Source organism: Streptomyces sp. DH41, assembly GCF_029813785.1.
Lineage (GTDB): Bacteria > Actinomycetota > Actinomycetes > Streptomycetales > Streptomycetaceae > Streptomyces.
The window spans coordinates 213,117-237,217 of record NZ_JARVKY010000005.1 but is presented as its reverse complement, the minus strand read 5'-3'; the positions used below and the strand labels follow the sequence as shown (position 1 = coordinate 237,217).

The following is a 24,101-nucleotide window of genomic DNA, read 5'->3' as shown; positions in this document are numbered from 1 at the left end:
CCCGTGCCCCCGGCCCGACTAGGCCAGCTTCGCCGTCAGGGTGATGGTCGTGCCGGTCAGGGCCTGGCTGACCGGGCAGTTCTTCTTGGCGTCCTCGGCGGCGGCGACGAACGCGTCGTTGTCGAGGCCGGGGACGGTGCCCTCCACCGTGATGTGGATGCCGGTGATGCCCTCACCCGGCTGGAAGGTGACGTCGGCGGAGGTGGTGAGCTTGGTGGGCGGGTTGCCCGCACCGGCGAGGCCGTTCGACAGCGCCATGGAGAAGCAGCTGGAGTGGGCGGCGGCGATCAGCTCTTCCGGGCTGGTCTTGCCGTTGGCCTGCTCGGCGCGCGACGGCCACGACACCGGCTGCTCGCCGATGCCGGACGAGTCGAAGGTGACGACACCCTTGCCCTCGAGCAGGTTGCCTTCCCAGACGGTGTGTGCGGAGCGCGTGGTTGCCACGACGGGTCCTCTCGAATTCTGTTGCTGTACAGGGGCGGTGGGAGCCCGTCTCCGGGTTCCTCACCCCCCATCCGATCACACTCCGGCTCAGCTCACGCGAAAGACCGGCCCCCGGGCGGTGAACGGCAGGCGCGCCCCCTGCGGGATCAGGTAGGCGTGCTCACGCCGTACCCGCAGTACGTCGCACCAGCCGTCGGTGATGACGAGGACCGGCGCGGTGGGCGGGAAGTCGTCGGCGCGCAGCAGCAGGTCGACGCCGGGCTGGAGGACGGTGCCGCCCCGGCCGTGCACCCGCACCCGGCCCGCGATGTCCGTCACGGGCAGGTACCCGGCGTCGTGCGGTGCCGCGTCGCAGAAGACGACCCGGGCGGCGGGTACGTCGCGGGCCTCGGCGTAGGAGGCGATGGCGCCGAGCGCCTTGCCGAGCAGGGTGCGGTCCATGGAGCCGGAGGTGTCCAGGACGACGCCGAAGGTGCAGCGGGCGATCTCCTCGGGCGGGAAGTACCGGCCGGCGCGCGGGATGTCGGGGGTGGCCGCCTGGCGTCGGGACGGGCGCGCGTAGGACCGTACGGGCTCGGGGCGGGGCACGAACTCGTCGAACCAGCGGGCGAGCCGGGCGTCCCAGGGCAGCGGTGGGTGGCTGAGGGCGCGGATCTCCTGGACCAGGCCGCCGGGCAGGAAGCCGCGCTCCTGCCGCTGGTGCAGGTCCAGGCCCTGGGCGAGGCCCCGGCGGTAGAAGCCGTCGAGGTCGACGTAGTCGCGGGGCGAGCCGAGCGGGCCGCCGAGGATGTCGCCGACGCCCTTGCCGCGAGGGGTGGACAGGCGGCGCATGCGGCGCAGGTCGCCGGCGACGCGGTCGTAGACCTCCTCGGCGGACAGGCCGGTCAGCTCGGGGTCGTGCAGCAGTCCTTCGGGCATGGTGCCGACCTGCATCTCGACCAGCCAGCCGTTGATGACGTAGTCGCAGGCGACGTTGAAGAGGTACGGGTCGCGGGTGCCGCAGCGGTCGCCGTGGCGCAGGGCGGCGTGCAGCATCTCGTGGGCGAGGACGAAGCGCCACTCCTCGTCGTCGTACCGGCGAAGTGGGTTGACGTAGATCTCGCCGGCGTCGGCGTCGACGGCGGCGACGGAGATGCCGTGGGCGCGGGCGAGTTCGGCGTCGGCGACCAGGGTGATGCCGGACGCGATGCCGCCGAGGAGCGGGTAGGAGGAGACGAACCAGCTCAGGGCCCGCTCCCAGGGGCGCCGGTGAGGCGCCTCGCCATCCATGGAGTCGCGGCGCCCGCCCGCCATGTCCAGCGCGGTGGAGACGGTCCGGGTGAGTGCGCTCGCGAACGCCGTCTGCCAGTCGGGGGCCCGTCCGAGCCAGCCGTTCCACGGTACGAGCAGCAGGTCGGCCGTGTTGCCCGCGGTGCCGCAGTGCTCGTAGACGGCCGGCACCCCGTCCCGGCGCCAGCGCGCTGCCAGCCGCTCCTCGTCGCCGTCGGGGTAGGAGTCGGGCAGGTCGTCCGGGGCGCGGCCGATACGGAAGCCGAGCAGGAAGCGGTTGACGACGGCGCAGCGTGCGGCGAGGTCCGGTCCGTCCGGCTGGGTGCGGTCGCCCGTGGCGGCGGGTACGTGTCCGAAGCCGAGGTGGAGTGCGGCGTGCGCGATCGCCCAGGCCCAGACGGCGGGCTCGGTGAGCCGGTCCGGGTGGGCGTGCACGACGCCGTCGGAGTCGACGCGCACCAGACCCCCGCGGGGCGCGACGGCGCACTTCTCCCGGCGGCAGACGGTGAACTCCACGGCGCCCAGGGACGGGTCGGCGCGGACCAGTCGCAGTCCCGCCTCGAACGCCTCCGCCGCCAGGTCCCGCTTCTTGCGGCCCTTGGTGGTCCGGGTGCGGCTCATCGCCGGGCTTCCACGAGCCGGGGCATGTCGCGGGCGGCCTCGACGAGGAACCAGGCGGGCAGCACCGGGTTGCCGTCGTTGTCGGAGGCGATGACGCTCTGGGCGACCTCGACGGAGATCTCGGCGAGCTGCACGAGCAGCGACTTGGCGCGGTACGCGGTCTGGCGGCCGTTCGCCGACATGTGCTCCTTGCTCGCGGGCAGCTCCTTGACCAGCCGGCCGCGGAAGGACTCGGCGAGGTAATAGAGCAGGTCGCGGTCCTGGAGGCGGTGCGGCCAGCGGGCCTCGCCCTTGAGGACCGCCTCGATGCCGAACCGGCTGCGGACGATCTTGACGTAGCCGCAGAAGGCGGTGGCGTGGGCGGGGGTCAGCGTGCCGTGCGCGACGATCTTGAGGGTCTCCTCGTCGAGGTCCTGCCCGAAGGAGTGCAGGGCGTCGGAGAGCATGTGCCAGGAACGCGGGGTGGAAAAGGGTTCCTCGGTCTTGGGCGGCTTGGACCACAGGTGGTCGGGGCGGTCGGTGAGGTGGTCCGTGATCCAGGGGTGGATGCCGTTCTCGGCGGCCCAGACGAGCCAGTCCTTCGCGGAGGCGTCCAGGTGGACGTGGGTGAGGCGGTTGACCAGCGCGGAGGCGATGGGGCGGGCGAGGGCGTTGTCGGTGGCGCGGTTTCCGGCGCCGATGACGATGGACCCCTTGGGCAGCTCGTAGCCGCCGATGCGGCGGTCCAAAATGAGCGAGTAGAACGCCTTCTGCACATCCGGGCCGGCCGCGTTCAGCTCGTCCAGGAACAGGCAGTACGGCTCGTCGCGGGCGATGGACTCGGGCGGGCAGAACACCGACCGCCCGTCCCGGATCTGCGGTACGCCGATCAGGTCCTCGGGCGCGAGCTGGGTGCCGAGCAGGCTCACGCACTCCAGGCCCAGCGAGTCGGCGAACTTCCTCACCAGGGAGGACTTGCCGATGCCGGGTGCGCCCCACAGGAAGACCGGCCGCACGGTGGCGAGGCCGAGCAGCAGTTCCGGGAGACGGGCGGGAGTGACGGTGACGGCTGCCTGCACGCAGGGGCTCCTCGGGCTGCTCTTCGAAGCGGACCCGCCCAGTGTGGGCGGGACAGGGGCCCGTACGCAGCCGATTTACGGGGCGGTGGGCTCCTGGGCGCGCTGCCTGCGGGCCGCCATCACCGCGTAGACCAGTACGCCCGCGAAGAGGAACAGCACGCCCTGGTACACCGCCGCGTAGCCGGCGCCGGCGACCAGCCAGAGGGAGAAGGCGGCCGCGACCGCCGCGATCACGCCGTCCCGCACGAGCCGCGCCCGGTCGACCTTCTCGCCCTGTCCGGAGATCAGGTGGAAGATCTGCGCGGCGGTGGCCAGCAGGTACGGGACGGTCGCGGTGAAGGTGGTGACGAGGACGAGGACCTCGAAGACCTTCGCCGAGCCGGACGTGTAGTTGTAGACGGTGAGGAGGGAGGCGAGGACCACGGTGACGCCGACACCGAACGTGGGAACGCCGCGCCGCCTGCGGGCGAACGCGGCGGGGAACAGGCCGTCCTTCGCGGCGGCGTACGGGGTCTGGGCGCTCAGCAGGGTCCAGCCGTTGAGGCAGCCGGTCATCGACACCAGGGCGGCGAGCGCGACGGCCCAGCCGCCCCAGGCGCCGCCGAACATGGAGTTCACGGCGTCGGAGAAGGGGGCGCTGGAGTCCACCAGCCGGTCGTGGGCGACCGTGCCGAAGACGGACAGGGTGCCCAGCAGGTAGACGAGGGCGGCGCCCGCGGTGCCGATGACCGTGGCCCGGCCGACCGTGCGACGGGGGTCCTTGACCTCGCCGGCGCTGACGGCGGCGGACTCCACGCCGAGGTAGGAGAAGAGCAGGATCGCGGCGGCGGCGGAGACCGCGCCGATGCCGCTGCCGCCGCTCGCGTTGAACGGGCCGAGGTTGTCCGGGTCGAAGAAGAACAGGCCGCCGACCGCGACGAGCAGCAGCGGTGCGAACTTCAGCACGGTGGAGACGAGCTGCACGGCGCCCACGTAGCGGGAGCCCGCGAAGTTGGCGAGCGCCGGCAGCCACTGGATGACGAGGGCGGCCAGGCAGGCGGTCCAGCGGTGGTCGTTCACCGGGATCAGGACGTCCAGGTAGCCGACGGCGGCGACGGCGAGCGCCGCGTTGGACACCCAGGTGGTGATCCAGTACGCCCAGGCGGCGAGGAAGCCGGCGAAGTCGCCGAAGGCCTCGCGGGCGTAGACGTAGGGGCCGCCGGTGCGCGGGTCGCGGGCGGCGAGGCGGCCGAAGACCAGGGCGAGGGCGATGGCTCCGACGGTCAGGACGCCGAAGGCGAGCAGGCTGATGGTGCCGAAGGGGGCGACGGAGGCCGGGAGGAGGAAGATGCCGCCGCCGATGATGTTGCCCATGACCAGGGCGGTGGCGACGGGCAGCCCGAAGCGGCGGGCGTGTCTGCCGTTGCCGGGAGCCGGGGCGGAGTCGGGGGCCGCGGGGGTCCCCCGCGGGTCCGGAGCCGGTGGGGGGACGGACCCGGTGACGTGCATGGGGTGGTGCGCCTTCCTTGGAACCGGTGCCCGGGATCGCCGGGACGGCGCCCATGGTCGGGCACGGTCGGGCGCGGTTCCAAATCAGGCGCTTTTGTCCTGTACGACCCCGCCCGGCACCGGAAAAGGTCCGCCCTGGACGGTCCTGGGCCGAGGATCCTCCACGGGCACCTGCGGGCCGTTCGACTCGCGCAGCCAGCGGCGCAGGACCCGGTGCACGTGCTCGGCGCCGACGATCTCCGCGCCCTCGGCGACCGGCGCGGACAGGACGACCGGCGACAGCAGGAAGGCGCGGGACTGGGCGCCGCCGAGTCCGCCGTGCGAGCCGATCTGCTCCTCGAAGGCGAGGACCTCGCCGTCGGCCGGGTCGTGGAAGGAGTTGACCATGATGTCGGCGGTGTGCGGGAAGGAGTGCGTGCGGCGCACGGCGTCGGCGGCGCCGGGCCCGAAGGGCGCGAGCGGGCCCGGGTCCTCGTCGAGCCGGTCCAGGGGGATCTCCGCGCCCCGCGCGCCGAGCACCACGCCTCCGTGCTTCTCGCTTCGCACCAGCAGGAAGCCGATGCCGGGGTGGTTGGCGAGGGTCGCCAGCAGGGCGGGGTGGCGGGCGTCGATCTCCTCCCGGGTCATCCGGTGGTGCACGTCCGGGAAGGAGACCAGGCCGAGATTGCCGGAAGCCAGCACGATCGGCTCGGAGCGGCGGCCCGAGGGGGTGTCGGCCGGGCGCTGCTGCTCGGCGCCCTCCTCGACGGGCCGGTGCAGGGCGGCCCGGACGGTGTTGCGGGCCTCGGCGCCGCTGCGGGTGCGCTGGGCGCGGCGCGGCACGGGCAGCCCGCAGCCGGCCCGCACCAGGTCGCCGAGGGTGAGCCCGTAACGGGAGCGGAAGGTCTCGCCGGGGCTCTGGCCGTGGTCGGACAGGAGGACGAGCCGGTACTTGCGGGGGGCGTGCTCGGCGACCTCCTCGATCAGCGCGAGGGACCGGTCGAGGCGCTGGAGGACCTTCGCGGCGTCCCGGCTGCGCGGCCCGGAGTGGTGCGCCACCTCGTCGTAGGCCACCAGGTCGGCGTAGACGGCGGTGCGGCCGGCGAGCATGTCGCCCATCACCGCGGCGACGACGACGTCCCGTTCGACGACGGTCGCGAAGGCGCGGACGAAGGGGTAGAGCCCGCCGCGGGAGACGCGCGGGCGGACCTCGTGCACGCGGGCGCGGATGGACTGCCCGATCTCCCGGCACACCTCGGCGACGAAGGACATGGCGGTGCGGACGGCGTTGGCCGGGTCGGAGAAGTAGGCGAAGTAGCCGGACCGGGACCGGGTCTCGGGGCTGCGGCGGCGGGTGGCGATGGAGAGCACGAGGGCCTGTTCGTCGGCGCCGCCGCCGAACAGGTTGCCGCGGCTGGCGCCGTCGAAGGTGAGCAGTCCGCCGTCACCGGTGTGCTTGACGGCACGGTGCTGGAGTTCGGCGGCGCTGGTGGGGCGGTTGCAGACCACGACCTCGCCGCTGTCCTTCTCGTACCAGCGGAAGGCGGGGACGTCGTGGTTGGAGCCGTGCAGGATGCCGAGCTGGCTGGCGCCGGTCTGGCTGGACCAGTCGGTGCGCCACTGGGCGAGCCGATGGGTCGCGGACGTGCCGTCGCGGCCGAGCCAGCGGGCGACGGTGGGCATGGTGCCGTTGTCGACGGCGGCCAGCAGGACGTCGTGGCCGACGCCGTCCAGTTGCAGGAAGACGGTGCCGGGGTCGGCCGGGCAGGGCGGGCCGGATCTGCGGCGGCGGTCGGCGAGGCGGTAGAGCCGGCGCCGGTAGGCGTCGTCGTCGCGCACGGCCAGGGCACCGCCGGTGGCGGAGGCGACGGCGGACATGACGGCGGCCACCACGACCGCCGTCTCGGGGGCGACGCCGCCCCGCCCGGCCGGGTTCACGTCGATCGCGAGGAGCAGCAGCCCGCCGTTGAGGAAGAAGACGAGGAGTCCGAGGACGAGCGTCGGCACCAGGAGCAGCAGCCGGACCAGCAGCGGCCACACCAGGGCGGACAGCAGGCCGAAGGCGCCGGCGCCGATGGCGGCGGTCATGGCGATGTGGGTCGCGCTGTCGCCGTCGGGCGACTGGAGCCGGAAGTCCGGCAGGATCCCGGCGAGCACGAGCATGGTGAGCGTGGAGACGGCCCACACCGCGACACTCCGCCCGATCTGACTGGCGACCCGGCGCCAACGCCCTCCACCCACGCTCCGCACACCTCACGTCCCGGGCCCGTCGTCCGCGCGGGCCTTCCCCACCCTGTCACAACGGTCCGGAGCGACCGTTTGTCCCCCCAGGTCCGGTTCACACCCCCGCGGCCCGGCGACGGAGGTCAGCGGCCGTCGTACCCGGCCGTCGGCATCGACAGCCGCCGGTGCACGCACGCCTTCATCCGGGCGTCGTAGGACGGTTCCGCGTGGCCGGTCGTCTCGACGCGGACCCCGCGTCGCGCGCACTCCGCGGTGAACTCGTCCACGGACGACAGCGCGCTCTCCAGCACGCGGTGGCTGGGCGCCACGAACAGGTCGTGCCCCGGGCGGACGCCGTCCCACAGGGCGTCGTGGTCGGGTCGCAGACCGCGTACCAGCAGCTCTCTGGCGACGACGTAGCCGTGCTCCGCGGCCCAGCGGGCGCACATGGCGTGCTGGCTGCGGGAGTCGACCAGGAAGGGATCGTCGTCCAGCTGCTCCAGCGGCGTCAGACTCGCGATCGCCGTCACCCGCACCGGCCCCATGGTGTCCCCCTCACCTCCCGTTTTCGCCGCCGACCCTACTCCTGGACGTAGGCTTCGGGGAGTCGCGCGAAGGAGGCAAAGGAGTGCCGGTGGAGCTCACGTGGTGGGGTCACGCCACCTGCACGGTCGAGGACTCGGACACACGTGTGCTCACCGACCCGTTGTTCGTCCGCAGGCTCGCCCACCTGCGCCGCAGGCGGGGCGCGGTGCCACCGCCGGACGCCTGGCGCGCGGACGTGGCGCTCGTCTCCCATCTGCACGCCGATCACCTGCACGTGCCGTCGCTCGCGCGGCTCGCGCCGGGCACGCGCCTGCTCGTGCCCCGGGGCGCGCGACGGGCGGTGCCGGGGCTGCGCCGACTCGGGCATCTGAAGGTGAGCGAGGTGGCGCCCGGCGACGAGATCACCGTCGGTGACCTGCGGATACGGGCGGTACCCGCGCGGCACGACGGGCGGCGGCTGCCGATCGGACCGCACCGCGCGCCCGCGCTCGGCTACGTCGTCGAGGGCGAGGCCCGGACGTATTTCGCCGGGGACACCGGCCTGTTCGACGGCATGGAGAAGGAGGTCGGACCGGTCGACGCGGCGCTGCTGCCGGTCGGCGGCTGGGGGCCGTACCTGGGCGAGGAGCATCTGGACGCGGGGCGCGCGGCTCAGGCACTGGCCCGGCTGGCGCCGCGCACGGCGGTGCCGGTGCACTACGGCACGTACTGGCCGATCGGGATGGACGCCGTGCGCCCCCACGAGTTCCACACGCCGGGCGACGAATTCGTGCGCCTGTCGGCGCTGCGCGCGCCGGGGGTCGCGGTGCACCGGCTGGGGCACGGCGGGAGTGTGCGGGTGGAGGTCGCGCGGTGAGCTGGCTGAGTGCCGCCACGACGCTGAGTGCCACTACGACGAGCATCCCGACCGATCCGGCCCAGCAGGCCTTCGGCTACCCGTCGCTGTTCCTGCTGGTGCTGATCGGGGCGCTGGTGCCGGTGGTGCCCACGGGTGCGCTGGTGAGTTCGGCGGCCGTGGTGGCGATGCACCAGACGGTGCCGTTCTCCATGCTGATGGTGTTCGTGACGGCGTCGCTGGCCGCTTTCTGCGGGGACATGGCGCTGTACTGGCTGGGGCGGCGCGGGGTCGGCTCGAAGAACGGTTCGCGCTGGCTGGAGGCGATCCGGTCCCGGGCGCCCGAGGACCGGCTGGAGCAGGCGCAGAAGAAGCTCGCCGAGCACGATGTCGCGGTGCTCGTGCTGTCCCGGCTGGTGCCGGCCGGGCGCATACCCGTGATGCTGGCCTGTCTGCTGGCCAAGTGGCCGCTGCGCCGGTTCGCCCGGGGCAATCTGCCGGCCTGCCTGGCCTGGGCGGTGACGTACCAGCTGATCGGCATCCTGAGCGGCGCCCTGTTCAGCAAGCCGTGGGAGGGTGTGGCCGCGGCGATCGCGCTGACCGTGCTGGTGGGCGGGGCGCCGAGCGTGTGGCGTCGCTGGCGGGGGCCCGCCAAGGCTTGAGGTCACTCCAGCACGCGCGAGGCGCCGACCGGAAGGTCCCACAGGTGCTCCCGGGGCAGACCGGCCCGCTGCCAGGCGGCGCGTACGCGGGTGAGCGGTTCCAGTACGGGTTCCGCGGAGAGCACGAACGTGCCCCAGTGCATCGGCGCCATCCTGCGCGCGCCGACGTCCTGGGCGGCCCGCACCGCCTCCTCCGGGTCGCAGTGCACGTCGCTCAGCCACCAGCGGGGGTCGTAGGCGCCGATGGGGAGCAGGGCGAGGTCGATACCGGGGTAGCGGCGGCCGATGCGGGTGAACCAGTGGCCGTACCCGGTGTCGCCGGCGAAGTACACGCGCCGCCCGTCGGGGTCGGTGAGGACCCAGCCGCCCCACAGGGTGCGGCAGGTGTCGGTGAGGGTGCGCTTGGACCAGTGGTGGGCAGGTACGAAGTCGAAGCGGACGCCGTCCAGCCGCGCCGCCTCCCACCAGTCCAGCTCGGTGACGCGGGTGAAGCGGCGGCGCTGGAACCAGCGGCCGAGCCCGGCCGGCGCGAAGACGGGGGTGTCGCGCGGCAGCCGGCGCAGGGTGGGGGCGTCCAGGTGGTCGTAGTGGTTGTGGCTGATGACGACCGCGTCGACGCGCGGCAGGGCGCTCCAGGCGACGCCGACCGGAGTGACACGGGCCGGGGTGCCGAGGATGCGACGGGACCAGACCGGGTCGGTGAGGACGGTGAGCCCGCCGATCCGCACCACCCAGCTCGCGTGTCCCGCCCAGGTGACGGCGACGGTGCGCGCGTCCACGCGGGGCAGCGGGCCGGGGGCGCAGGGCAGCCGGGGGGTGTCGGCGAGACCCTCGGGGCCGGGTCTCACCGCGCCCTCCCGGGCGAATCTGGCGAAGGCCTTCAGGCCGGGCAGCGGCGCGGTCAGCCGGTCGTGGAAGGCGCGCGGCCACACGCGGTGCTCGGCGAGCGGCCGGGGTTCGGCGAGCGGCGGGCACGAGGGTGCCGGGGAGGACGTGGCCGACCGCGCGGCGGAGCCCTCGGAGGAGGTCGGGGTGGACGCTGACGTGGGCGTGCTCGCGGTTGAACGGGGCTGCTGCGTCATCGAGGAGGCTCCCATCGCTGAGCGTCGCGGAGATCGCCGAAGACCGACTTCAGCCCGATCAACGCGCGTTGCACGTGTGGCAGTTCCAACGGGTCGGGGGACGTGAGGGCTGCCGCCCGCTGCTCGTCGGTGCCGCCGCCGAGCAGCGGGCCGGTGGCGAGCCGGACGCGCAGGGCCGGGAGGTCGTCGCCGAAGCGGTGTCCGCCGGGGGCGGGCATGCCGAGCCGGGCGGTGAGGAAGTCCTCCAGTTCCTGTGCGTCGCCGACACCCTGGGCGGCGAGCGCGTCGCGCAGCGGGCCGAGGTCGGCGTACAGGTGGCGGCCGGCCTGCGGGGGCCGGGCGGTGGCGCCGGCGGCGACGACGGCGGCGTGCACGGCGGCGGCCACGCGCGCGTGCAGGCGTACGGCGGCCGACCTGCGGGCGGTGACCGGCTCGGGTTCGGCGAGCGCGTACCCGGCCGCGGCGGCGACCGGGGCGGCGACGCGGGCGCCGAGGGCGGTGAGCACGTCGAGCACGCGTGCGTGCAGGCCGTCTCCGGCGGCGGACGCGGGAAAGCGGGCGGCGGCGGCCGGCCAGCCCGGCGGCAGCAGCGCACCGGCCAGGTCGGTGACGACGGTCACCCGCTCGGGCAGCATCTCGGCGGGGCTGAGCAGCACGGTGGCGTGCGGGTCGTGCAGGGTGTCGCGCCAGGTCTCGTCGCTGACCAGGTGCAGTCCCTCACCGGCCGCGGCCTCGACGGTCTCGTGCAGCAGTTCGGGCGGCGCGACGGTGCCGGTGGGGTCGTCGGCGACGGACAGGACGAGCAGGCGGGGGTCGCCGCCCTCGGCACGCACCCGGCGGACGGTTTCCAGGAGGGCGTACGGGTCGGGAACGCCACCGGACTCGGCCGGGGTCGGCACGTGGAAGACGGGCCTGCCCAGCAGCCGCGCGTACGGCGCCCACCAGGCCGCGCAGGGGCGGGGCACCAGGACGTCGCCGCCGAGCGCGGCGGTCAGCGCGAGCAGCAGGGCGTTGGCACCGGGGGCGGCGGCCACATGGCCGGGCTCGGTGGGCAGACCGCGCCGGTCCCAGTAGCCGCAGGCGGCGTCCAGGAGGGCGGGGGCGCCGCCGGCCGGTTCGTCATGGCCGCGGCCCGCGGCGGCGGCCAGTACGGCGGACAGCTCGGGCAGCACGTGCAGTCCGTCATCGGGGAGGTGCGGACCGTAGCGCACGGGGCCGTGCCCCATGGGGGCGAGCCCAGCGGGGCCGTGCCCGGCAGGGTCGCGCCCGGCAGGATCGCGCCCGGCAGGGTCGTGCCCGGCGGCATGACCTTCGCGGTCATGAGCTCCGCGGTCATGGCCTGCGCCGTCATGGCCTACGCCGTCGCCACCTGCGCCGTCATGGCCTTCACGGTCATGGCCTTCGAGGTCCGTCCGCCGCATGCGTGCCTCCGCGCGGTCCGTGGTGCCGTGTCCTGTCGCCGCCCGACCGGGTGCTCTTCGTCCGGTCGTTGCTCCCAGTACCCACCGTGCCGCCCTGCCATGGCTGTGGCCCGGGTCGCGCGGAACGCCCGCGGTCGCGAGCCGTGCCGGTCAACGGTGCTCGGCGTCCCCGCGCAGGCGGTGCCGCAGCCGGTGCGCGGCCGCGCCGAACGCGCCCGTGATCAGGACGCCGCCCGCGACCAGGGCGGGCGTCGAGTCGGTGAACGCCCCGCCCGTGCCGGCCCGGACCCCGTGCTCCACCGTCGCCCCGCCGCAGGGTTTCCCCTGCGCGGAGGCCTCGCCGTGCGGGGCGGCGGGTTCCGGGCACGCGGGCTTGGGGGCGCAGGACGTACCGTGCGCGGAGGCCTCACCGTGCGGGGCCGCCGGGTCGGGACACGCGGGCTTGGAGGCGCCGCACGGCTCGCCCGGTGTGCCCGGTGTGCCCGGTGTGCCTGGTGTGCCCGGTGTGCCTGGTGTGCCTGGTACGGCCGCCGCGCCCGCATCACCCGCCGCGCCCGGCTCAGCCGGTGCGGCCGGCTCGCCCGGTTCGGCCGGTGCGGCCGGCTCGCCCGGTTCGGCCGGTGCGGGGCACGGGGGTGTGACGGCGCCGCCGTTCTCCCCGGGCATGGTCATCGTCGCGCTCCACGGATCGCCCTCGCCCCCTGACGCCTCCGGGCAGGCGCCGTCGACGGTCCACGCGCCCTCGGAGTCCGACGTGTCCGGGTCGGCCTCGAAGTCCTCGGCGGCGGCTATCCGCGCGGTGCCCCGGTAGGCGGGCCCGGACGTGGTCCCGTCGTCGCCCTCCACCTTGCGCAGCGCGACGGTGCCGCCGTCGAAGGCCGGTGAGGTGGCGTCCAGGGTCGCGGGCGCGGCCCCACCGGTCGAGGCGCAGGCGACGGAGACGGTGACGGTGCCGCCCGGGGTGACGTCGGCCGGGCTGACCTCGGCGGCGGGTTCACCGGCTCCCGCCGACGGCTGGGGAACGCCGGGGTCGGCCGAGACGGGGCCCGCGACGACGCCGAGGGCGGCACTGGCCAGGACGGCGGCGGACAGGGCGCGGGCGGTGCGGCGCATGGGGCGGGCTCCTTCGAGCGGCGAGCGGCGAGCGACGGCTGCGGGGGCACGGCACTCGCGCCCCCTCGGCCATCACAGCCCGCCCGGCACGGGCGCGCGCGCCACCGTGCGCCGTTCGCGGGAACGGGGCGCCCGAGCGGGTGAGTACGAGGTTTCGACCCTGCCCGCTGCCGTCACGAAGTTCCCCGCACGTCGCCCTCCGGCGCCCCTGGGCGCACCGCGGCGCGGCGGCGCCGGGGCGCCGCGGGGAGCCGCTCCGCTCAGGCGGCGGCGTCCCGCAGTACCTGCTCCCGCACCCGGTCGCAGCAGCGGCTGATCAGCCGGGAGACGTGCATCTGGGAGATGCCGAGCTCTTCGGCGATGCGGCTCTGGGTCATGTCGTCGAAGAAGCGCATGTAGAGGATGGCGCGTTCCCGCTCGGGCAGTGCGGCGAGACGGTCCTTGACGGCCTCGCGGTCGACGACGGTGTCGAGGGCCGGGTCGAAGCCACCGAGGGCGTCGCCGAGCGAGTAGCCGTCCTCGCTGCCGGGGAGTTCCGCGTCCAGGGACAGGGCCGTGAAGCTCTCCAGGGCCTCCAGCCCGGTCCGGACGTCCTCCTCGCTCAGATCGGCGTGCTCGGCGATCTCGGCGACGGTGGGCCTGCGGCCGGAGATGGTCTGGGACAGGTCCTGGCCGGCGAAGCGCACGCGGTTGCGGAGGTCCTGGACCCGGCGCGGCACGTGCAGGGTCCACATGTGGTCACGGAAGTGGCGCTTGATCTCGCCGGTGATCGTCGGCACGGCGTAGCTCTCGAAGGCGTTGCCGCGCTCGGGGTCGTACCGGTCGACGGCCTTGACGAGCCCGAGGGCCGCGACCTGGCGCAGGTCCTCGTAGCTCTCGCCGCGGCTGCGGAACCGTCCCGCGAGCCGTTCGGCCATGGGCAGCCAGGCCTCGACGATCCGGTCGCGGACCGCGTCGCGTTCCGGGCCGTCGGGGAGGGTGGTGAGTCGGTGGAAGGCGTCGGCGGTGTCGGGGGCGTCGTCGTGCGGGTGCTTCACGCTGGCGTGGATCGGCATGGTGCGTCGCAACTCCCTCGGAGCGCGGGGTCCTGTCGTCGCGGCCGGTCGACGCCCCGGCCGGTGCCGGGGTTCGTCGAGCCTCCGGTGCGCGGGACTGGCGTCACCGGTGCGACGACACGGCCCTGGGGTTCGGGCGGTCACCGTGGGAGGGCGTCCGGCCCGGACGGACGCATCCGTGGCGGCGTCACGCCGCTCCCACGGACGTGCCTCCTGTCCGAAGCACTGCATGTGCGCCTGCCCCCCTGACCCCACGGCAAACACCCGGATGTCCCACCGATTTCTCCGGCCCGGAACGGGGTACCGGCCCGTGATCACCCTGGGGCGATCACGGGCCGGTATCCGGAAGGAGCGGGGCGGGGCGAGTATCCGGCGGAGCGGCGCTCACCCCTTGCGCGGCTGGTTGAAACGCAGCATGTTGCCGGAGGGGTCGCGGAAGGCGCAGTCGCGGACACCGTAGGGCTGGTCGACCGGCTCCTGGAGGACCTCCGCGCCCGCGGCCTGGACGCGTTCGAAGGTGCCGTCGACGTCGTCGGTGGTGAAGATGACGCCGCGCAGCAGGCCCTTGGCCAGCAGTTCGGCCATGGCCTCCTTGTCGGCGGCGGAGGCGTTCGGGTCGGCGAGCGGGGGTTCGAGGACGATGTCCACACCGGGCTGGGCCGGGGAGCCCACGGTCACCCAGCGCATGCCCTCGAACCCGACGTCGTTGCGGACCTCCAGTCCGAGCACGTCCCGGTAGAAGGCGAGCGCCTTGTCGTGGTCGTCGACGGCGATGAAGCACTGCGAGAGGTTGATGTCCATGGCCTTCACGCTACGGGCGGGGGCACCGGCCTCGCTTCTCCGTTTCTGACCGGCCGCGTGTAGATCTTGGCGACGCAGGCCGGGATGTCGGCGCCGTCGGCGTGGTCCCGGGCCCGGTAGGCGCTCGGGCTCTCGCCGACCAGCTCGGTGAACCGCGAGCTGAACGACCCCAGCGAGGTACAGCCGACCTCGAAGCAGACCTCCGTGACGGACAGGTCGCCGCGCCGCAGCAGGGCCTTGGCCCGCTCGATCCGGCGCGTCATCAGGTAGCTGTACGGCGTCTCCCCGTAGGCGGCGCGGAAGCTGCGGGAGAAGTGGCCCGCCGACATGAGGGCGACGCGCGCCAGCGCGGGAACGTCGAGCGGCTCGGCGTATGCGCGGTCCATCAGGTCGCGGGCCCGGCGCAGCCTGACAAGGTCGTCCAGCGTCGTCACCCCACCACGATCCCACAGCGCCGGGCACGAACGGTACCGGCGCTGTGGGCCCGTTCGCGGTCAGGCGCCGACGTACGCCGCGAGGTGTTCGCCGGTGAGGGTGGAGCGGTCGGCGACCAGGTCGGCGGGGGTGCCCTCGAAGACGATCCGGCCGCCGTCGTGGCCGGCGCCGGGGCCGAGGTCGATGATCCAGTCGGCGTGTGCCATGACCGCCTGGTGGTGCTCGATGACGATGACCGACTTGCCGGCGTCGACGAGCCGGTCGAGCAGGCCGAGCAGTTGCTCGACGTCGGCGAGGTGCAGGCCGGTGGTGGGCTCGTCGAGTACGTAGACGCCGCCCTTGTCGCCCATGTGGGTGGCCAGCTTGAGCCGCTGGCGCTCGCCGCCGGACAGCGTGGTGAGCGGCTGGCCGAGGGTGAGGTAGCCGAGCCCGACGTCGGCGAGCCGGTCGAGGATCTTGTGCGCGGCCGGGGTGCGGGCCTCGCCGGTGCCGAAGAACTCCTCGGCCTGGGCCACCGACATCGCGAGCACCTCGCTGATGTCCCGGCCGCCGAGGCGGTACTCCAGGACCGACGCCTGGAACCGCTTCCCCTCGCAGTCCTCGCAGGGCGTGGCGACGCCGGCCATCATCGCCAGGTCCGTGTAGATGACGCCGGCGCCGTTGCAGGTGGGGCAGGCGCCCTCGGAGTTGGCGCTGAAGAGGGCGGGCTTGACGCCGTTGGCCTTGGCGAAGGCCTTGCGGATCGGGTCGAGCAGTCCCGTGTACGTCGCCGGGTTGCTCCGCCGGGAGCCCTTGATGGGGCTCTGGTCGACCGAGACGACGTCCGCGCCGGCCGGCACCGAGCCGTGGATCAGGGAGCTCTTGCCGGAGCCCGCCACGCCGGTGACCACGCAGAGCACGCCGAGCGGGACGTCGACGTCGACGCCCTGGAGGTTGTGCGTCGTGGCGTCGCGGATCTCCAGCGTCCCGGTGGGCTCGCGGACCGTCTCCTTGAGGGACGACCGGTCGTCGAGGTGACGGCCGGTGACGGTGTCGCCGGCCCGCAGCCCCTCGACGGTGCCCTCGAAGCAGACGGTGCCGCCCTCCGTGCCGGCGCCGGGGCCGAGGTCGACGACGTGGTCGGCGATCGCGATCGTCTCCGGCTTGTGCTCGACGACGAGGACCGTGTTGCCCTTGTCCCGCAGCCGCAGCAGCAGGTCGTTCATGCGCTGGATGTCGTGGGGGTGCAGGCCGATGGTGGGCTCGTCGAAGACGTACGTGGTGTCGGTGAGGGACGAGCCGAGGTGGCGGATCATCTTCACGCGCTGCGCCTCTCCGCCCGACAGGGTGCCCGCCGGACGGTCGAGCGAGAGATAGCCGAGGCCGATCTCCACGAACGAGTCGAGGGTGTCCCGCAGCGCGGTGAGCAGCGGCGCCACCGACGGATCGTCGAGAGTGCGGACCCATTCGGCCAGGTCGCGGATCTCCATCGCGCAGGCGTCGGCGATGCTGGTCTTCCCGATCCTCGACGACCTGGCGCCCTCGCTGAGCCGGGTTCCGTCGCACTCGGGACAGGTGGTGAAGGTGACGGCCCGCTCCACGAACGCCCGGATGTGCGGCTGCATCGCCTCCTTGTCCTTGGACAGGAACGACTTCTGGATCTTCGGGATGAGTCCTTCGTAGGTGAGGTTGACTCCGCTGACCTTCACCTTGACCGGCTCGCCGTAGAGGAAGTCCCGCAGCTCCTTCTCGGTGTACTCGCGGATCGGCTTGTCCGGGTCCACGAAACCGGACTGGGCGTAGACCTGCACGGTCCACTGGCTGTCCGACTTCCAGCCGGGGATGGTGAACGCGCCCTCGGACAGCGACTTGGAGTCGTCGTAGAGCTGGGAGAGGTCGATGTCGGAGACCTTGCCCCGGCCCTCGCAGTTCGTGCACATGCCGCCGGTGCGCTCGTAGGTCGCCTTCACGGCCTTCTTGTTGCCGCGCTCGACCGTGATCGCGCCGCTCGCCCGGACGGACGCGGTGTTGAAGGAGTACGCGCTGGGCGGGCCGATGTGCGGGTCCCCGAGCCGGCTGAAGAGGATGCGCAGCATCGCGTTGGCGTCGGTGGCGGTGCCGACCGTGGAGCGGGGGTCGGCGCCCATCCGCTGCTGGTCCACGATGATGGCGGTGGTCAGGCCGTCGAGGACGTCGACCTCGGGCCGTGCCAGCGTCGGCATGAAGCCCTGCACGAAGGCGCTGTAGGTCTCGTTGATCAGCCGCTGGGACTCGGCGGCGATCGTGTTGAACACCAGCGAGCTCTTGCCCGAGCCGGAGACTCCGGTGAAGACCGTCAGCCGCCGCTTGGGGATCTCGATGCTGACGTCCCTGAGATTGTTCTCGCGGGCGCCGTGCACACGGATCAGATCGTGGCTGTCGGCGACATGGGGCGCGGCCGGCTGCCGGTCCGTTCTCCTGGCGCTGCTCATCGTGCTCTCCATCTGTCGGGCGGGTCGGCAGGGACACGCTAGACGGAGTGCGCACGGCCGCGCTTCTCGATTCCTGATCCACTGTCCGCTTCTCCCGACGAGGACGCGGACGCGTCGGGGCCGGGGCCCGGGTCCGGGCCGTCGGGCGGCGGCGCGGTGCCCGGCAGCACCAGTTCCTCGTAGCGGCCCAGGGCCAGCACCACACCGAGCATGAGGACCGGGATGAACACAGCGAGCAGCACCGCCATGGTCCGTCCTTCCCGACGAGGGGTGGGCGTGGGGGGTGGTGGCGCGGGCCGGGTTCCCCGTGCCCGCCGGGCAAACCGACGGTGTACGGGGGCACACGCAGCGTGTCGGGGGAAATCGGACCGGACCCGTCCGGATGAATCCGTGTCGGCCCGCGGTGCCCGGGTACGCGGTCGGCACCCCCTGAAGGATGTGGAGGGAGACATGCAGCGAGGCAGTGACCGGATGAGCGTCCATCGTGACGACGAGATGAAGCACGAACTGCAGGGTCTGCTCAGGTCCGGGCACCCCACCCGCAGTGAGGAGTGGAACGACCCGGAACCGGCCGCGGAGGACGACCCCGAGGTCACCTACGGACCGGTGACGCCGGGTCGCGGGCCGACGTATCTGGAGGCCCTCCGGCTCGAACTGGCCCGGAACCTGACCCGGGGCACCTTCCCCGCGAACCCGCGGGAACTGACCCGGGCGCTGCGCCGCGGCAACGCGCCCGACGCCCTCGTCGAGGGTCTGGAACGGCTGCCGCACAAGGCGCGCTACGACAACGTGCAGGAACTGGCGGTGGCCCTGACCGAGAGCGGCGGATCCTAAGCGGCCGGGCCGCGGAGCGCGTAGGCGCCGGGAAGGGTGACTCCATGGCCGAGTACGCGGCCGAGTACGTGCGGGACGTCATGACCCCGGGCGTGGCCGCCGTCCGCCCGGACTCCTCCCTCGCCGAGGCGGCGCGGCTGATGCGGACGCAGGACATCAGCCGAGCGGAGCCGGACGCCACGGGCGGCGGCTGAGGCGCGCCGGGCCGCGACACACGGCCGAACGACACACGCGCGCCGGGCGGCGACGCCGGCCGACGCGCCAGGAAGGGAATCCGATCACATGCGTATCGCGTTTCTGACCGCTCCCGAGGGCGTGGAGCAGGTCGAGCTGACCGAGCCGTGGCAGGCGGCGAAGGACGCGGGTCACGAGCCCGTGCTCGTCTCCACCCAGTCCGGTGAGATCCAGGGCTTCAACCACCTCGACAAGGCGGACACGTTCCCGGTGGACGAGGTGGTGGGCGACACGTCGGCCGACTCGTTCGGCGGGCTGGTCCTGCCCGGCGGCGTGGCCAACCCGGACTTCCTGCGGACCGACGAGAAGGCCGTGGCGTTCGTCAGGGACTTCTTCGAACAGGGGCGTCCGGTCGCCGCCATCTGTCACGCCCCGTGGACGCTCGTCGAGGCGGATGTCGTACGCGGCCGGGTCATGACCTCGTGGCCCAGCCTGCGGACGGACCTCCGCAACGCCGGCGCCACCTGGGTCGACGAACAGGTGAAGGTGTGCGACCACGGCGACAACGTCCTGGTCACCAGCCGCAAGCCGGACGACCTCGAGGCGTTCTGCGAGACCTATCTCGCGGAGTTCGCCAAGGCGGGCGGCTGAGAGAGGGCGAGAGCCTGACGCCGGGCCCGGTCCGCCGGTGCGCCACGATCGCGCCGGAGGACCGGGCCCCACGCGTGTCCGGACCACTCGCCCCACGCGCGCCCGAACCACCCGCCCCACGCGCGTCCGGACCGCCTGGCCGGACCGACCGAACTCAGCCGCCGGTGGTGGTGTCCTCCCCGCAGCCCCGTTCCCGGGCGCCCTCGCGGGTGCGGCCCGCGGCGACCGGGCGCCGGGGGTTGCGGCGCAGCCACTCGCCCTCCAGTTGCGCCATGCGACCGTTGTGGGCCCGCAGCGCGTCGTTCGACCCGTACAACAGGGTGTCGTGACGCGTGCGGTGGATGGTCTCGAGCTCCTTCATGAGCTGCTGGTCGTCCAGGCGGCCCGGGTCCACTCCGGTCATGGTGCCCACTCCGGTCCTGGTGTCGTCCCTCGTGTCGTGTTCGTTCATGCGGTCCGGGTACCCGCCCCCGAAGCACTACCACCCCCGAGCGGCACCCGGGAGGGAGCCATGGATCTCGCGTTTCTGCATCCTCTCTACGAACATCAGGGGCCCTGGGCCTCCGTGTACATAGACCTTTCCCGGAACACGGAGGACACCCCCCACGAACGTGAGCTGACGGCCGCCGCGGTGGCCCGGGAGCTGGCGGACCAGGGCGCGGACGACGCGACCTGCCGGGCCGTGAAGGAGGCGGTGGAGGGGCTGCGCCACGCCACCGACCCGCACGGGCGGGCACTGTTCGCGTGTGCCGGGCGGGTGGTGCTCGATCCGCCGCTGGCCCGGCCCCCGTACGGCGGGACCACCGCCGACTGGGCGCCGCTGCCGCACGTCGCGCCGCTGCTGGAGCTGGCCGGCGAGGACCCGGTGTGCGTGGTGGCCTATGTCGACCGCAAGGGCGCCGACTTCGAGCTGCGCAGCGCGCTGGGCAGCTCGGACGCGGGCGGCGTCACCGGTCGGCAGTGGCCGGTGCACCGCACGAGCAGCGTCGACTGGTCGGAGCGCCACTTCCAGCTGCGGGTGGAGAACACCTGGGAGCACAACGCGGCGGAGATCGCGGACGCGCTCGCCGTCTGCCAGGAGGAGACGGGCGCCGATCTGGTGATCCTGGTGGGTGACGACCGGGAGCGGCGGTCCGTGCACGAGCGGCTGCCCAAGCGGCTGCGGGGCCGGGTCGCCGAGGCCTCGCGCGGCGCCGGCAGCAGGCTGCTGGACGACGAGGTGGAGCGGCTGCGCGACGACCATGTGCGCTCGCGGGCGCGGGAGGACCTGGACCGGTTCCTGGCCGCCCGCACGCCGGACGGCGAGGGCCGGGCCGGCGCCGCGGAGGGTGTGCCCGCGCTGGTCGAGGCGGCCCGGGAGCACCGCATCGACGAGCTGCTGATCATCCCGGACGGCCCCGACACCCACCGCGAGGTGTGGATCGGCGAGGACGCCGACCAGCTGGCTGTGCGCCGTACGGAGCTGAAGACGCTCGGCGAGCAGAACTCCTGGTCGGCCCGCGCCGACGACGCCCTGCTGCGCTCGGCGGTGATGACCGGCGCCCCGGCGATCTCGGTGACGGCGGCCCTGCCGTCCGAGGCCGCGGAGAAGTCACCGGTGGGCGGCCTCGGGGCGCTGCTGCGCTGGAAGTGAGCTCCGTGTCCGGCGGCGTCAGCGGGCCCGCTCCACCCGCCGTTCGTCCCAGACCGGCTCCGGTGTCTCCCGGACGCGTCCGTCGCTGCCGAAGACGAGGTACCGGTCGAAGGAGCGGGCGAACCAGCGGTCGTGGGTGACCGCGAGGACCGTGCCCTCGAAGCCCTCCAGGCCTTCCTGGAGGGCTTCCGCCGATTCCAGGTCGAGGTTGTCGGTCGGCTCGTCGAGGAGCAGGGCGGTGACGCCCTGGAGCTCCAGCAGGAGGATCTGGAAGCGGGCCTGCTGGCCGCCGGAGAGCCGGTCGAAGGTCTGCTCGGCCTGCTGGGTCAGCTCGTAGCGGCGCAGCCTCGACATGGCGGCGCCCCGGTCCTGGGAGTGTTCGGTCCACAGGATGTCCAGGAGCTCCCGGCCCAGCAGTTCGGGGTGGGCGTGCGTCTGCGCGAAGTGTCCGGGGACCACGCGCGCGCCGAGTTTCCAGTTCCCGGTGTGGGCCACGTCGCCGCCGGCGAGCAGCCGCAGGAAGTGCGACTTGCCGGAGCCGTTGGAGCCGAGGACGGCGACGCGTTCGCCGTAGAAGACCTCCAGGTCGAAGGGTTTCATCAGGCCCGTGAGTTCCAGTTGCTCGCAGGTGACGGCGCGTACGCCGGTACGGCCGCCCTTCAGGCGCATCCTGATGTCCTGCTCGCGCGGCGGCTCGGGCGGCGGTCCGGCCTCCTCGAACTTGCGCAGCCGGGTCTGGGCGGCGGCGTAACGGGAGGCCATGTCGTGGCTGACCGCGGCGGCCTGACGCAGCGTCAGTACCAGTTTCTTCAGCTGCGCGTGCTTCTCGTCCCAGCGGCGGCGCAGTTCCTCGAAGCGGGCGAAGCGTTCGCGCCGGGCGTCGTGGAAGGTGGCGAAACCCCCGCCGTGCACCCAGGCGTCGGCGCCCGCGGGGCCGGGCTCCAGGGAGACGATCTTCTCGGCGGCGCGGGCGAGCAGTTCCCGGTCGTGGGAGACGAAGAGAACCGTCTTGCGGGTCTCCTTCAGCCGCTCCTCCAGCCAGCGTTTGCCGGGCACGTCGAGGTAGTTGTCCGGCTCGTCGAGCAGCAGCACCTCGTCGGTGCCGCGCAGCAGTGCCTCCAGTACCAGCCGCTTCTGCTCACCGCCGGACAGCGTGCTCACCTGCCGCCACTGGGCCTTGTCGTACGGCACCCCCAGCGCGGCCGTGGTGCAGATGTCCCACAGGGTCTCGGCCTCGTACCCCTGCGCCTCGGCCCAGTCTGCGAGCGCCTGCGCGTAGCGCATCTGGGCGGCCTCGTCGTCGACGGTCAGGATGCCGTGCTCGGCGGCGTCGACCGCGCGCGCGGCCTCGCGGATGCGGGGGGACGCCACGGACACCAGCAGGTCGCGTACGGTCGTCTCGTCCCGGACGGAGCCCACGAACTGGCGCATCACCCCGAGGCCGCCACCGACGGTGACGGTCCCGCCGTGCGGCTTGAGCTCCCCGGACAGCAGGCGGAGCAGGGTGGTCTTGCCCGCCCCGTTGGGTCCGACGAGGGCCACGACGGCCCCCTCCCCCACCCGGAAGGAGGCGTCGCCGAGCAGCGCCCTTCCGTCGGGGAGGTAGTACTCCAGGTGCGCGGCTTCAAGATGACCCATGGCACCGGATTCTGCGGCTCCGGGCACGTCCGGGGCAAACCACTTTCCCCCGCCGCGGCCCCGGGCGCCGGTACGTGGGGCGCGCCACCCGCAGGAAACGCCGTCCGCAGGGTAGGCGGGAGCCATGAGCCCCGACGTAGACCTCACCGCCCCGACGCCCGGCCCGCGTCCGGTCCGCACCGGTTTCCTCCGGCTGGACCAGCGTGTGTTCGAGGCCGTCGCCGCCCGTACCTGGCCCGGCGCCGACCCCCTCCTTCCCCTGCTGAGCCGTAGCGCCAACCACGGCGTGCTGTGGTTCGCGGCGGGCGCCGTCCTGGCCGCGTCCCGTACTCCGAGGGCCCGTCGCGCCGCCGCCAGGGGACTCGCCTCGCTGGGTCTGGCCTCGCTGACGATCAACACCCTCGGCAAGCGCTCGGTCCGCCGGCCCCGTCCCGTACTGGACCCGGTGCCGCTGATCCGGCAGCTGAAGCGGCAGCCGATCACGACGTCCTTCCCCTCCGGCCACGCCGCGTCGGCCGCCGCGTTCGCGACCGGTGTCGCGCTGGAGTCCCCGGCGTGGGGCGCGGCGGTGGCGCCGGTGGCCGCCGCGGTCGCCCTCTCGCGGGTCTACACCGGGGTCCACTTCCCGAGTGACGTGCTGGCGGGCGCGGCCCTCGGCGCGGGGGCCGCGTTCGCCGTACGGGGCATGGTGCCGACGCGTGCCCAGCTCACCCCGCCGGCCCGGCCGCGTGCCGAGGTGCCGGCGCTGCCCGGCGGCGAGGGCCTCGTCATGGTGGCCAACATCGGCTCGGGCACCTCGGACCGGGTGCGGGCGCTGTGCGACGCGCTGCCCGACGCGGAGGTCGTCGAGTGCGAGCCCGCGGACGTCCGGGCGGAGCTGGGGAAGGCGGCGGGCCACGCCCGGGTGCTCGGCGTGTGCGGCGGCGACGGCACCGTGAACGCCGCCGCCGAGATCGCGCTCCGCCATGGACTGCCGCTGGCGGTCCTGCCCGGCGGCACGCTCAACCACTTCGCCTACGACCTGGGCGTGGAGGACGTACGGGATCTGTGCCGGGCACTGGAGCGGGGCGAGGGGGTGCGCGTGGACGTGGGCCGGTTCGCCTCCGGCGGGCAGCGCGGCATCTTCCTGAACACCTTCAGCCTCGGTGTGTACCCGGAGCTGGTGCGCGAGCGGGAGCGCTGGTCGCCCAGGATCGGCGGCTGGCCGGCCGGGGTGCTCGCGGCCGTACGGGTGCTGCGCGCCGACCGGCATCCGCTGGAGGCCGAGGTGCGGGGCCGTCGGCGTCCGCTGTGGATGCTGTTCGCGGGCAACGGCACGTACCACCGTCGGGGCCTCGCCTCGGGGCGCCGGCTCGACCTGGCGGACGGGCAGCTGGACGTGCGGGTGGTGCACGGTGGCCGCCGGCCGGCCGTGCGACTGCTGTCCGCGGCCCTCGCGGGTCCGCTGACCCGCTCCCCCGCCCACGCGGCCGTGCAGGTGGGCCGGCTGCGCCTGTCCGGGGTCGCGCCGGGCACGCTGATGGCCTTCGACGGCGAACTGACGGAGACGGAGGGGGAGCTGACGCTGGAGAAGCTGCCCGAGGCGCTCACGGTGTACCGCCCGCTGCCGGGTGACGGGCTCCTCTCCTGACCGCGTCCGACACGCCGTTGGTCCATATACTGATACGTGGGTCTCATCATTCGGCCGGT

The 24,101-nt window shown here is 73.8% G+C and carries 22 protein-coding genes and 1 pseudogene; 7 read left to right on the top strand and 16 right to left on the bottom strand.

All coding sequences use genetic code 11. From position 1 onward, the window contains the following. Window positions 1-18: 18 nt before the first annotated feature. From QC283_RS11690 to QC283_RS11665, 6 genes are all read right to left on the bottom strand, one after another. Window positions 19-444 (bottom strand): OsmC family protein, encoded by a 426-nt coding sequence (locus QC283_RS11690; RefSeq protein ID WP_279561365.1) that lies wholly within the window; start codon window positions 442-444, stop codon window positions 19-21. Window positions 445-531: 87 nt separating this feature from the next. Beyond that, window positions 532-2,334, bottom strand: coding sequence for a vWA domain-containing protein (locus QC283_RS11685; RefSeq protein WP_279561364.1), 1,803 nt, complete (start codon window positions 2,332-2,334; stop codon window positions 532-534). Next, a complete protein-coding gene (locus tag QC283_RS11680; RefSeq protein ID WP_279561363.1) occupies window positions 2,331-3,392 on the bottom strand; it encodes an ATP-binding protein in 1,062 nt (353 codons plus the stop codon). The genes QC283_RS11685 and QC283_RS11680 overlap by 4 nt, the downstream gene beginning before the upstream one ends. Window positions 3,393-3,467: 75 nt before the next feature. Continuing rightward, the gene (locus tag QC283_RS11675; RefSeq protein WP_279561362.1) at window positions 3,468-4,880 is read right to left on the bottom strand and encodes an amino acid permease; all 1,413 of its coding nucleotides are present in this window, start codon (window positions 4,878-4,880) and stop codon (window positions 3,468-3,470) included. An 84-nt stretch (window positions 4,881-4,964) separates the two neighbouring features. Continuing rightward, window positions 4,965-7,109, bottom strand: coding sequence for a phage holin family protein (locus tag QC283_RS11670; RefSeq protein WP_279561361.1), 2,145 nt, complete (start codon window positions 7,107-7,109; stop codon window positions 4,965-4,967). A 116-nt stretch (window positions 7,110-7,225) separates the two neighbouring features. Further along, window positions 7,226-7,627, bottom strand: coding sequence for a hypothetical protein (locus tag QC283_RS11665; RefSeq protein ID WP_279561360.1), 402 nt, complete (start codon window positions 7,625-7,627; stop codon window positions 7,226-7,228). 83 nt (window positions 7,628-7,710) lie between these two features. On the opposite strand from QC283_RS11665, the gene QC283_RS11660 reads away from it, so the two are divergent. Next, the gene (locus tag QC283_RS11660) at window positions 7,711-8,484 is read left to right on the top strand and encodes an MBL fold metallo-hydrolase (RefSeq protein ID WP_279561359.1); all 774 of its coding nucleotides are present in this window, start codon (window positions 7,711-7,713) and stop codon (window positions 8,482-8,484) included. Then, window positions 8,481-9,125, top strand: a complete 645-nt coding sequence (locus QC283_RS11655; RefSeq protein ID WP_279561358.1) for a DedA family protein — start codon at window positions 8,481-8,483, stop codon at window positions 9,123-9,125. Before QC283_RS11660 ends, QC283_RS11655 begins: the two co-directional genes overlap by 4 nt. 2 nt (window positions 9,126-9,127) lie before the next feature. Here QC283_RS11655 and QC283_RS11650 read toward each other — a convergent pair whose 3' ends face one another. The 8 genes from QC283_RS11650 to QC283_RS11615 form a co-directional block, all read right to left on the bottom strand. Continuing rightward, entirely contained in the window at window positions 9,128-10,207 is a 1,080-nt protein-coding gene (locus tag QC283_RS11650) for an MBL fold metallo-hydrolase (protein WP_279561357.1), read from the bottom strand. Beyond that, on the bottom strand, window positions 10,204-11,433 hold the full coding sequence (locus QC283_RS11645; RefSeq protein WP_279561356.1) for an aminotransferase class I/II-fold pyridoxal phosphate-dependent enzyme: 1,230 nt from the start codon (window positions 11,431-11,433) through the stop codon (window positions 10,204-10,206). The genes QC283_RS11650 and QC283_RS11645 overlap by 4 nt, the downstream gene beginning before the upstream one ends. A 345-nt stretch (window positions 11,434-11,778) precedes the next feature. Beyond that, complete coding sequence (locus QC283_RS11640; protein WP_279561355.1) at window positions 11,779-12,741, bottom strand: hypothetical protein; 963 nt, start codon at window positions 12,739-12,741, stop codon at window positions 11,779-11,781. 260 nt (window positions 12,742-13,001) lie between these two features. Beyond that, window positions 13,002-13,796 carry an RNA polymerase sigma factor SigF gene (locus QC283_RS11635; RefSeq protein ID WP_279561354.1) on the bottom strand — a complete coding sequence of 265 codons (795 nt, stop codon included), beginning with the start codon at window positions 13,794-13,796 and terminating at the stop codon, window positions 13,002-13,004. Between the two features lie 384 nt (window positions 13,797-14,180). After that, window positions 14,181-14,597 (bottom strand): VOC family protein, encoded by a 417-nt coding sequence (locus QC283_RS11630; protein WP_279561353.1) that lies wholly within the window; start codon window positions 14,595-14,597, stop codon window positions 14,181-14,183. 5 nt (window positions 14,598-14,602) lie between these two features. Then, on the bottom strand, window positions 14,603-15,031 hold the full coding sequence (locus tag QC283_RS11625; RefSeq protein ID WP_279561352.1) for a helix-turn-helix transcriptional regulator: 429 nt from the start codon (window positions 15,029-15,031) through the stop codon (window positions 14,603-14,605). 60 nt (window positions 15,032-15,091) lie between these two features. Next, the gene (locus QC283_RS11620) at window positions 15,092-17,482 is read right to left on the bottom strand and encodes an excinuclease ABC subunit UvrA (RefSeq protein ID WP_279561351.1); all 2,391 of its coding nucleotides are present in this window, start codon (window positions 17,480-17,482) and stop codon (window positions 15,092-15,094) included. A gap of 38 nt (window positions 17,483-17,520) precedes the next feature. Further along, entirely contained in the window at window positions 17,521-17,730 is a 210-nt protein-coding gene (locus QC283_RS11615) for a hypothetical protein (protein ID WP_279561350.1), read from the bottom strand. Window positions 17,731-17,932: 202 nt separating this feature from the next. Between QC283_RS11615 and QC283_RS11610 the strand changes: the two genes are divergently transcribed. From QC283_RS11610 to QC283_RS11600, 3 genes and pseudogenes are all read left to right on the top strand, one after another. Further along, window positions 17,933-18,316, top strand: coding sequence for a DUF2795 domain-containing protein (locus QC283_RS11610; RefSeq protein ID WP_279561349.1), 384 nt, complete (start codon window positions 17,933-17,935; stop codon window positions 18,314-18,316). 44 nt (window positions 18,317-18,360) lie between these two features. Beyond that, window positions 18,361-18,474, top strand: a pseudogene (locus QC283_RS11605) (CBS domain-containing protein); the annotation flags it as partial. A 124-nt stretch (window positions 18,475-18,598) separates the two neighbouring features. Continuing rightward, on the top strand, window positions 18,599-19,141 hold the full coding sequence (locus tag QC283_RS11600; RefSeq protein WP_279561348.1) for a type 1 glutamine amidotransferase domain-containing protein: 543 nt from the start codon (window positions 18,599-18,601) through the stop codon (window positions 19,139-19,141). A 154-nt stretch (window positions 19,142-19,295) separates the two neighbouring features. Here QC283_RS11600 and QC283_RS11595 read toward each other — a convergent pair whose 3' ends face one another. Then, window positions 19,296-19,592, bottom strand: coding sequence for a DUF6158 family protein (locus QC283_RS11595; RefSeq protein WP_279561347.1), 297 nt, complete (start codon window positions 19,590-19,592; stop codon window positions 19,296-19,298). Between the two features lie 60 nt (window positions 19,593-19,652). Between QC283_RS11595 and QC283_RS11590 the strand changes: the two genes are divergently transcribed. Then, window positions 19,653-20,774: a baeRF2 domain-containing protein gene (locus QC283_RS11590; protein WP_279561346.1), complete on the top strand. Its 1,122-nt coding sequence runs from the start codon at window positions 19,653-19,655 to the stop codon at window positions 20,772-20,774. Between the two features lie 18 nt (window positions 20,775-20,792). Here the strand turns inward: QC283_RS11590 and QC283_RS11585 are convergent, their stop codons facing one another. After that, entirely contained in the window at window positions 20,793-22,412 is a 1,620-nt protein-coding gene (locus QC283_RS11585; RefSeq protein WP_279561345.1) for an ATP-binding cassette domain-containing protein, read from the bottom strand. A 124-nt stretch (window positions 22,413-22,536) separates the two neighbouring features. Here QC283_RS11585 and QC283_RS11580 point away from each other — a divergent pair, with 124 nt between their 5' ends. Beyond that, a complete protein-coding gene (locus tag QC283_RS11580; RefSeq protein WP_279561344.1) occupies window positions 22,537-24,042 on the top strand; it encodes a bifunctional phosphatase PAP2/diacylglycerol kinase family protein in 1,506 nt (501 codons plus the stop codon). Window positions 24,043-24,101: the final 59 nt, after the last annotated feature.

What these genes read in the sequence shown, in the direction of transcription:
- QC283_RS11685 (WP_279561364.1), bottom strand. Translation starts at nt 2,334, where the DNA reads ATGAGCCGCACCCGGACCACCAAGGGCCGCAAGAAGCGGGACCTGGCG.
- QC283_RS11675 (WP_279561362.1), bottom strand. Translation starts at nt 4,880, where the DNA reads ATGCACGTCACCGGGTCCGTCCCCCCACCGGCTCCGGACCCGCGGGGG.
- QC283_RS11665 (WP_279561360.1), bottom strand. Translation starts at nt 7,627, where the DNA reads ATGGGGCCGGTGCGGGTGACGGCGATCGCGAGTCTGACGCCGCTGGAG.
- QC283_RS11650 (WP_279561357.1), bottom strand. Translation starts at nt 10,207, where the DNA reads ATGACGCAGCAGCCCCGTTCAACCGCGAGCACGCCCACGTCAGCGTCC.
- QC283_RS11645 (WP_279561356.1), bottom strand. Translation starts at nt 11,433, where the DNA reads ATGGGGCACGGCCCCGTGCGCTACGGTCCGCACCTCCCCGATGACGGA.
- QC283_RS11640 (WP_279561355.1), bottom strand. Translation starts at nt 12,741, where the DNA reads ATGCGCCGCACCGCCCGCGCCCTGTCCGCCGCCGTCCTGGCCAGTGCC.
- QC283_RS11635 (WP_279561354.1), bottom strand. Translation starts at nt 13,796, where the DNA reads ATGCCGATCCACGCCAGCGTGAAGCACCCGCACGACGACGCCCCCGAC.
- QC283_RS11630 (WP_279561353.1), bottom strand. Translation starts at nt 14,597, where the DNA reads ATGGACATCAACCTCTCGCAGTGCTTCATCGCCGTCGACGACCACGAC.
- QC283_RS11620 (WP_279561351.1), bottom strand. Translation starts at nt 17,482, where the DNA reads ATGAGCAGCGCCAGGAGAACGGACCGGCAGCCGGCCGCGCCCCATGTC.
- QC283_RS11615 (WP_279561350.1), bottom strand. Translation starts at nt 17,730, where the DNA reads ATGGCGGTGCTGCTCGCTGTGTTCATCCCGGTCCTCATGCTCGGTGTG.
- QC283_RS11610 (WP_279561349.1), top strand. Translation starts at nt 17,933, where the DNA reads ATGCAGCGAGGCAGTGACCGGATGAGCGTCCATCGTGACGACGAGATG.
- QC283_RS11600 (WP_279561348.1), top strand. Translation starts at nt 18,599, where the DNA reads ATGCGTATCGCGTTTCTGACCGCTCCCGAGGGCGTGGAGCAGGTCGAG.
- QC283_RS11595 (WP_279561347.1), bottom strand. Translation starts at nt 19,592, where the DNA reads ATGAACGAACACGACACGAGGGACGACACCAGGACCGGAGTGGGCACC.
- QC283_RS11590 (WP_279561346.1), top strand. Translation starts at nt 19,653, where the DNA reads ATGGATCTCGCGTTTCTGCATCCTCTCTACGAACATCAGGGGCCCTGG.
- QC283_RS11585 (WP_279561345.1), bottom strand. Translation starts at nt 22,412, where the DNA reads ATGGGTCATCTTGAAGCCGCGCACCTGGAGTACTACCTCCCCGACGGA.
- QC283_RS11580 (WP_279561344.1), top strand. Translation starts at nt 22,537, where the DNA reads ATGAGCCCCGACGTAGACCTCACCGCCCCGACGCCCGGCCCGCGTCCG.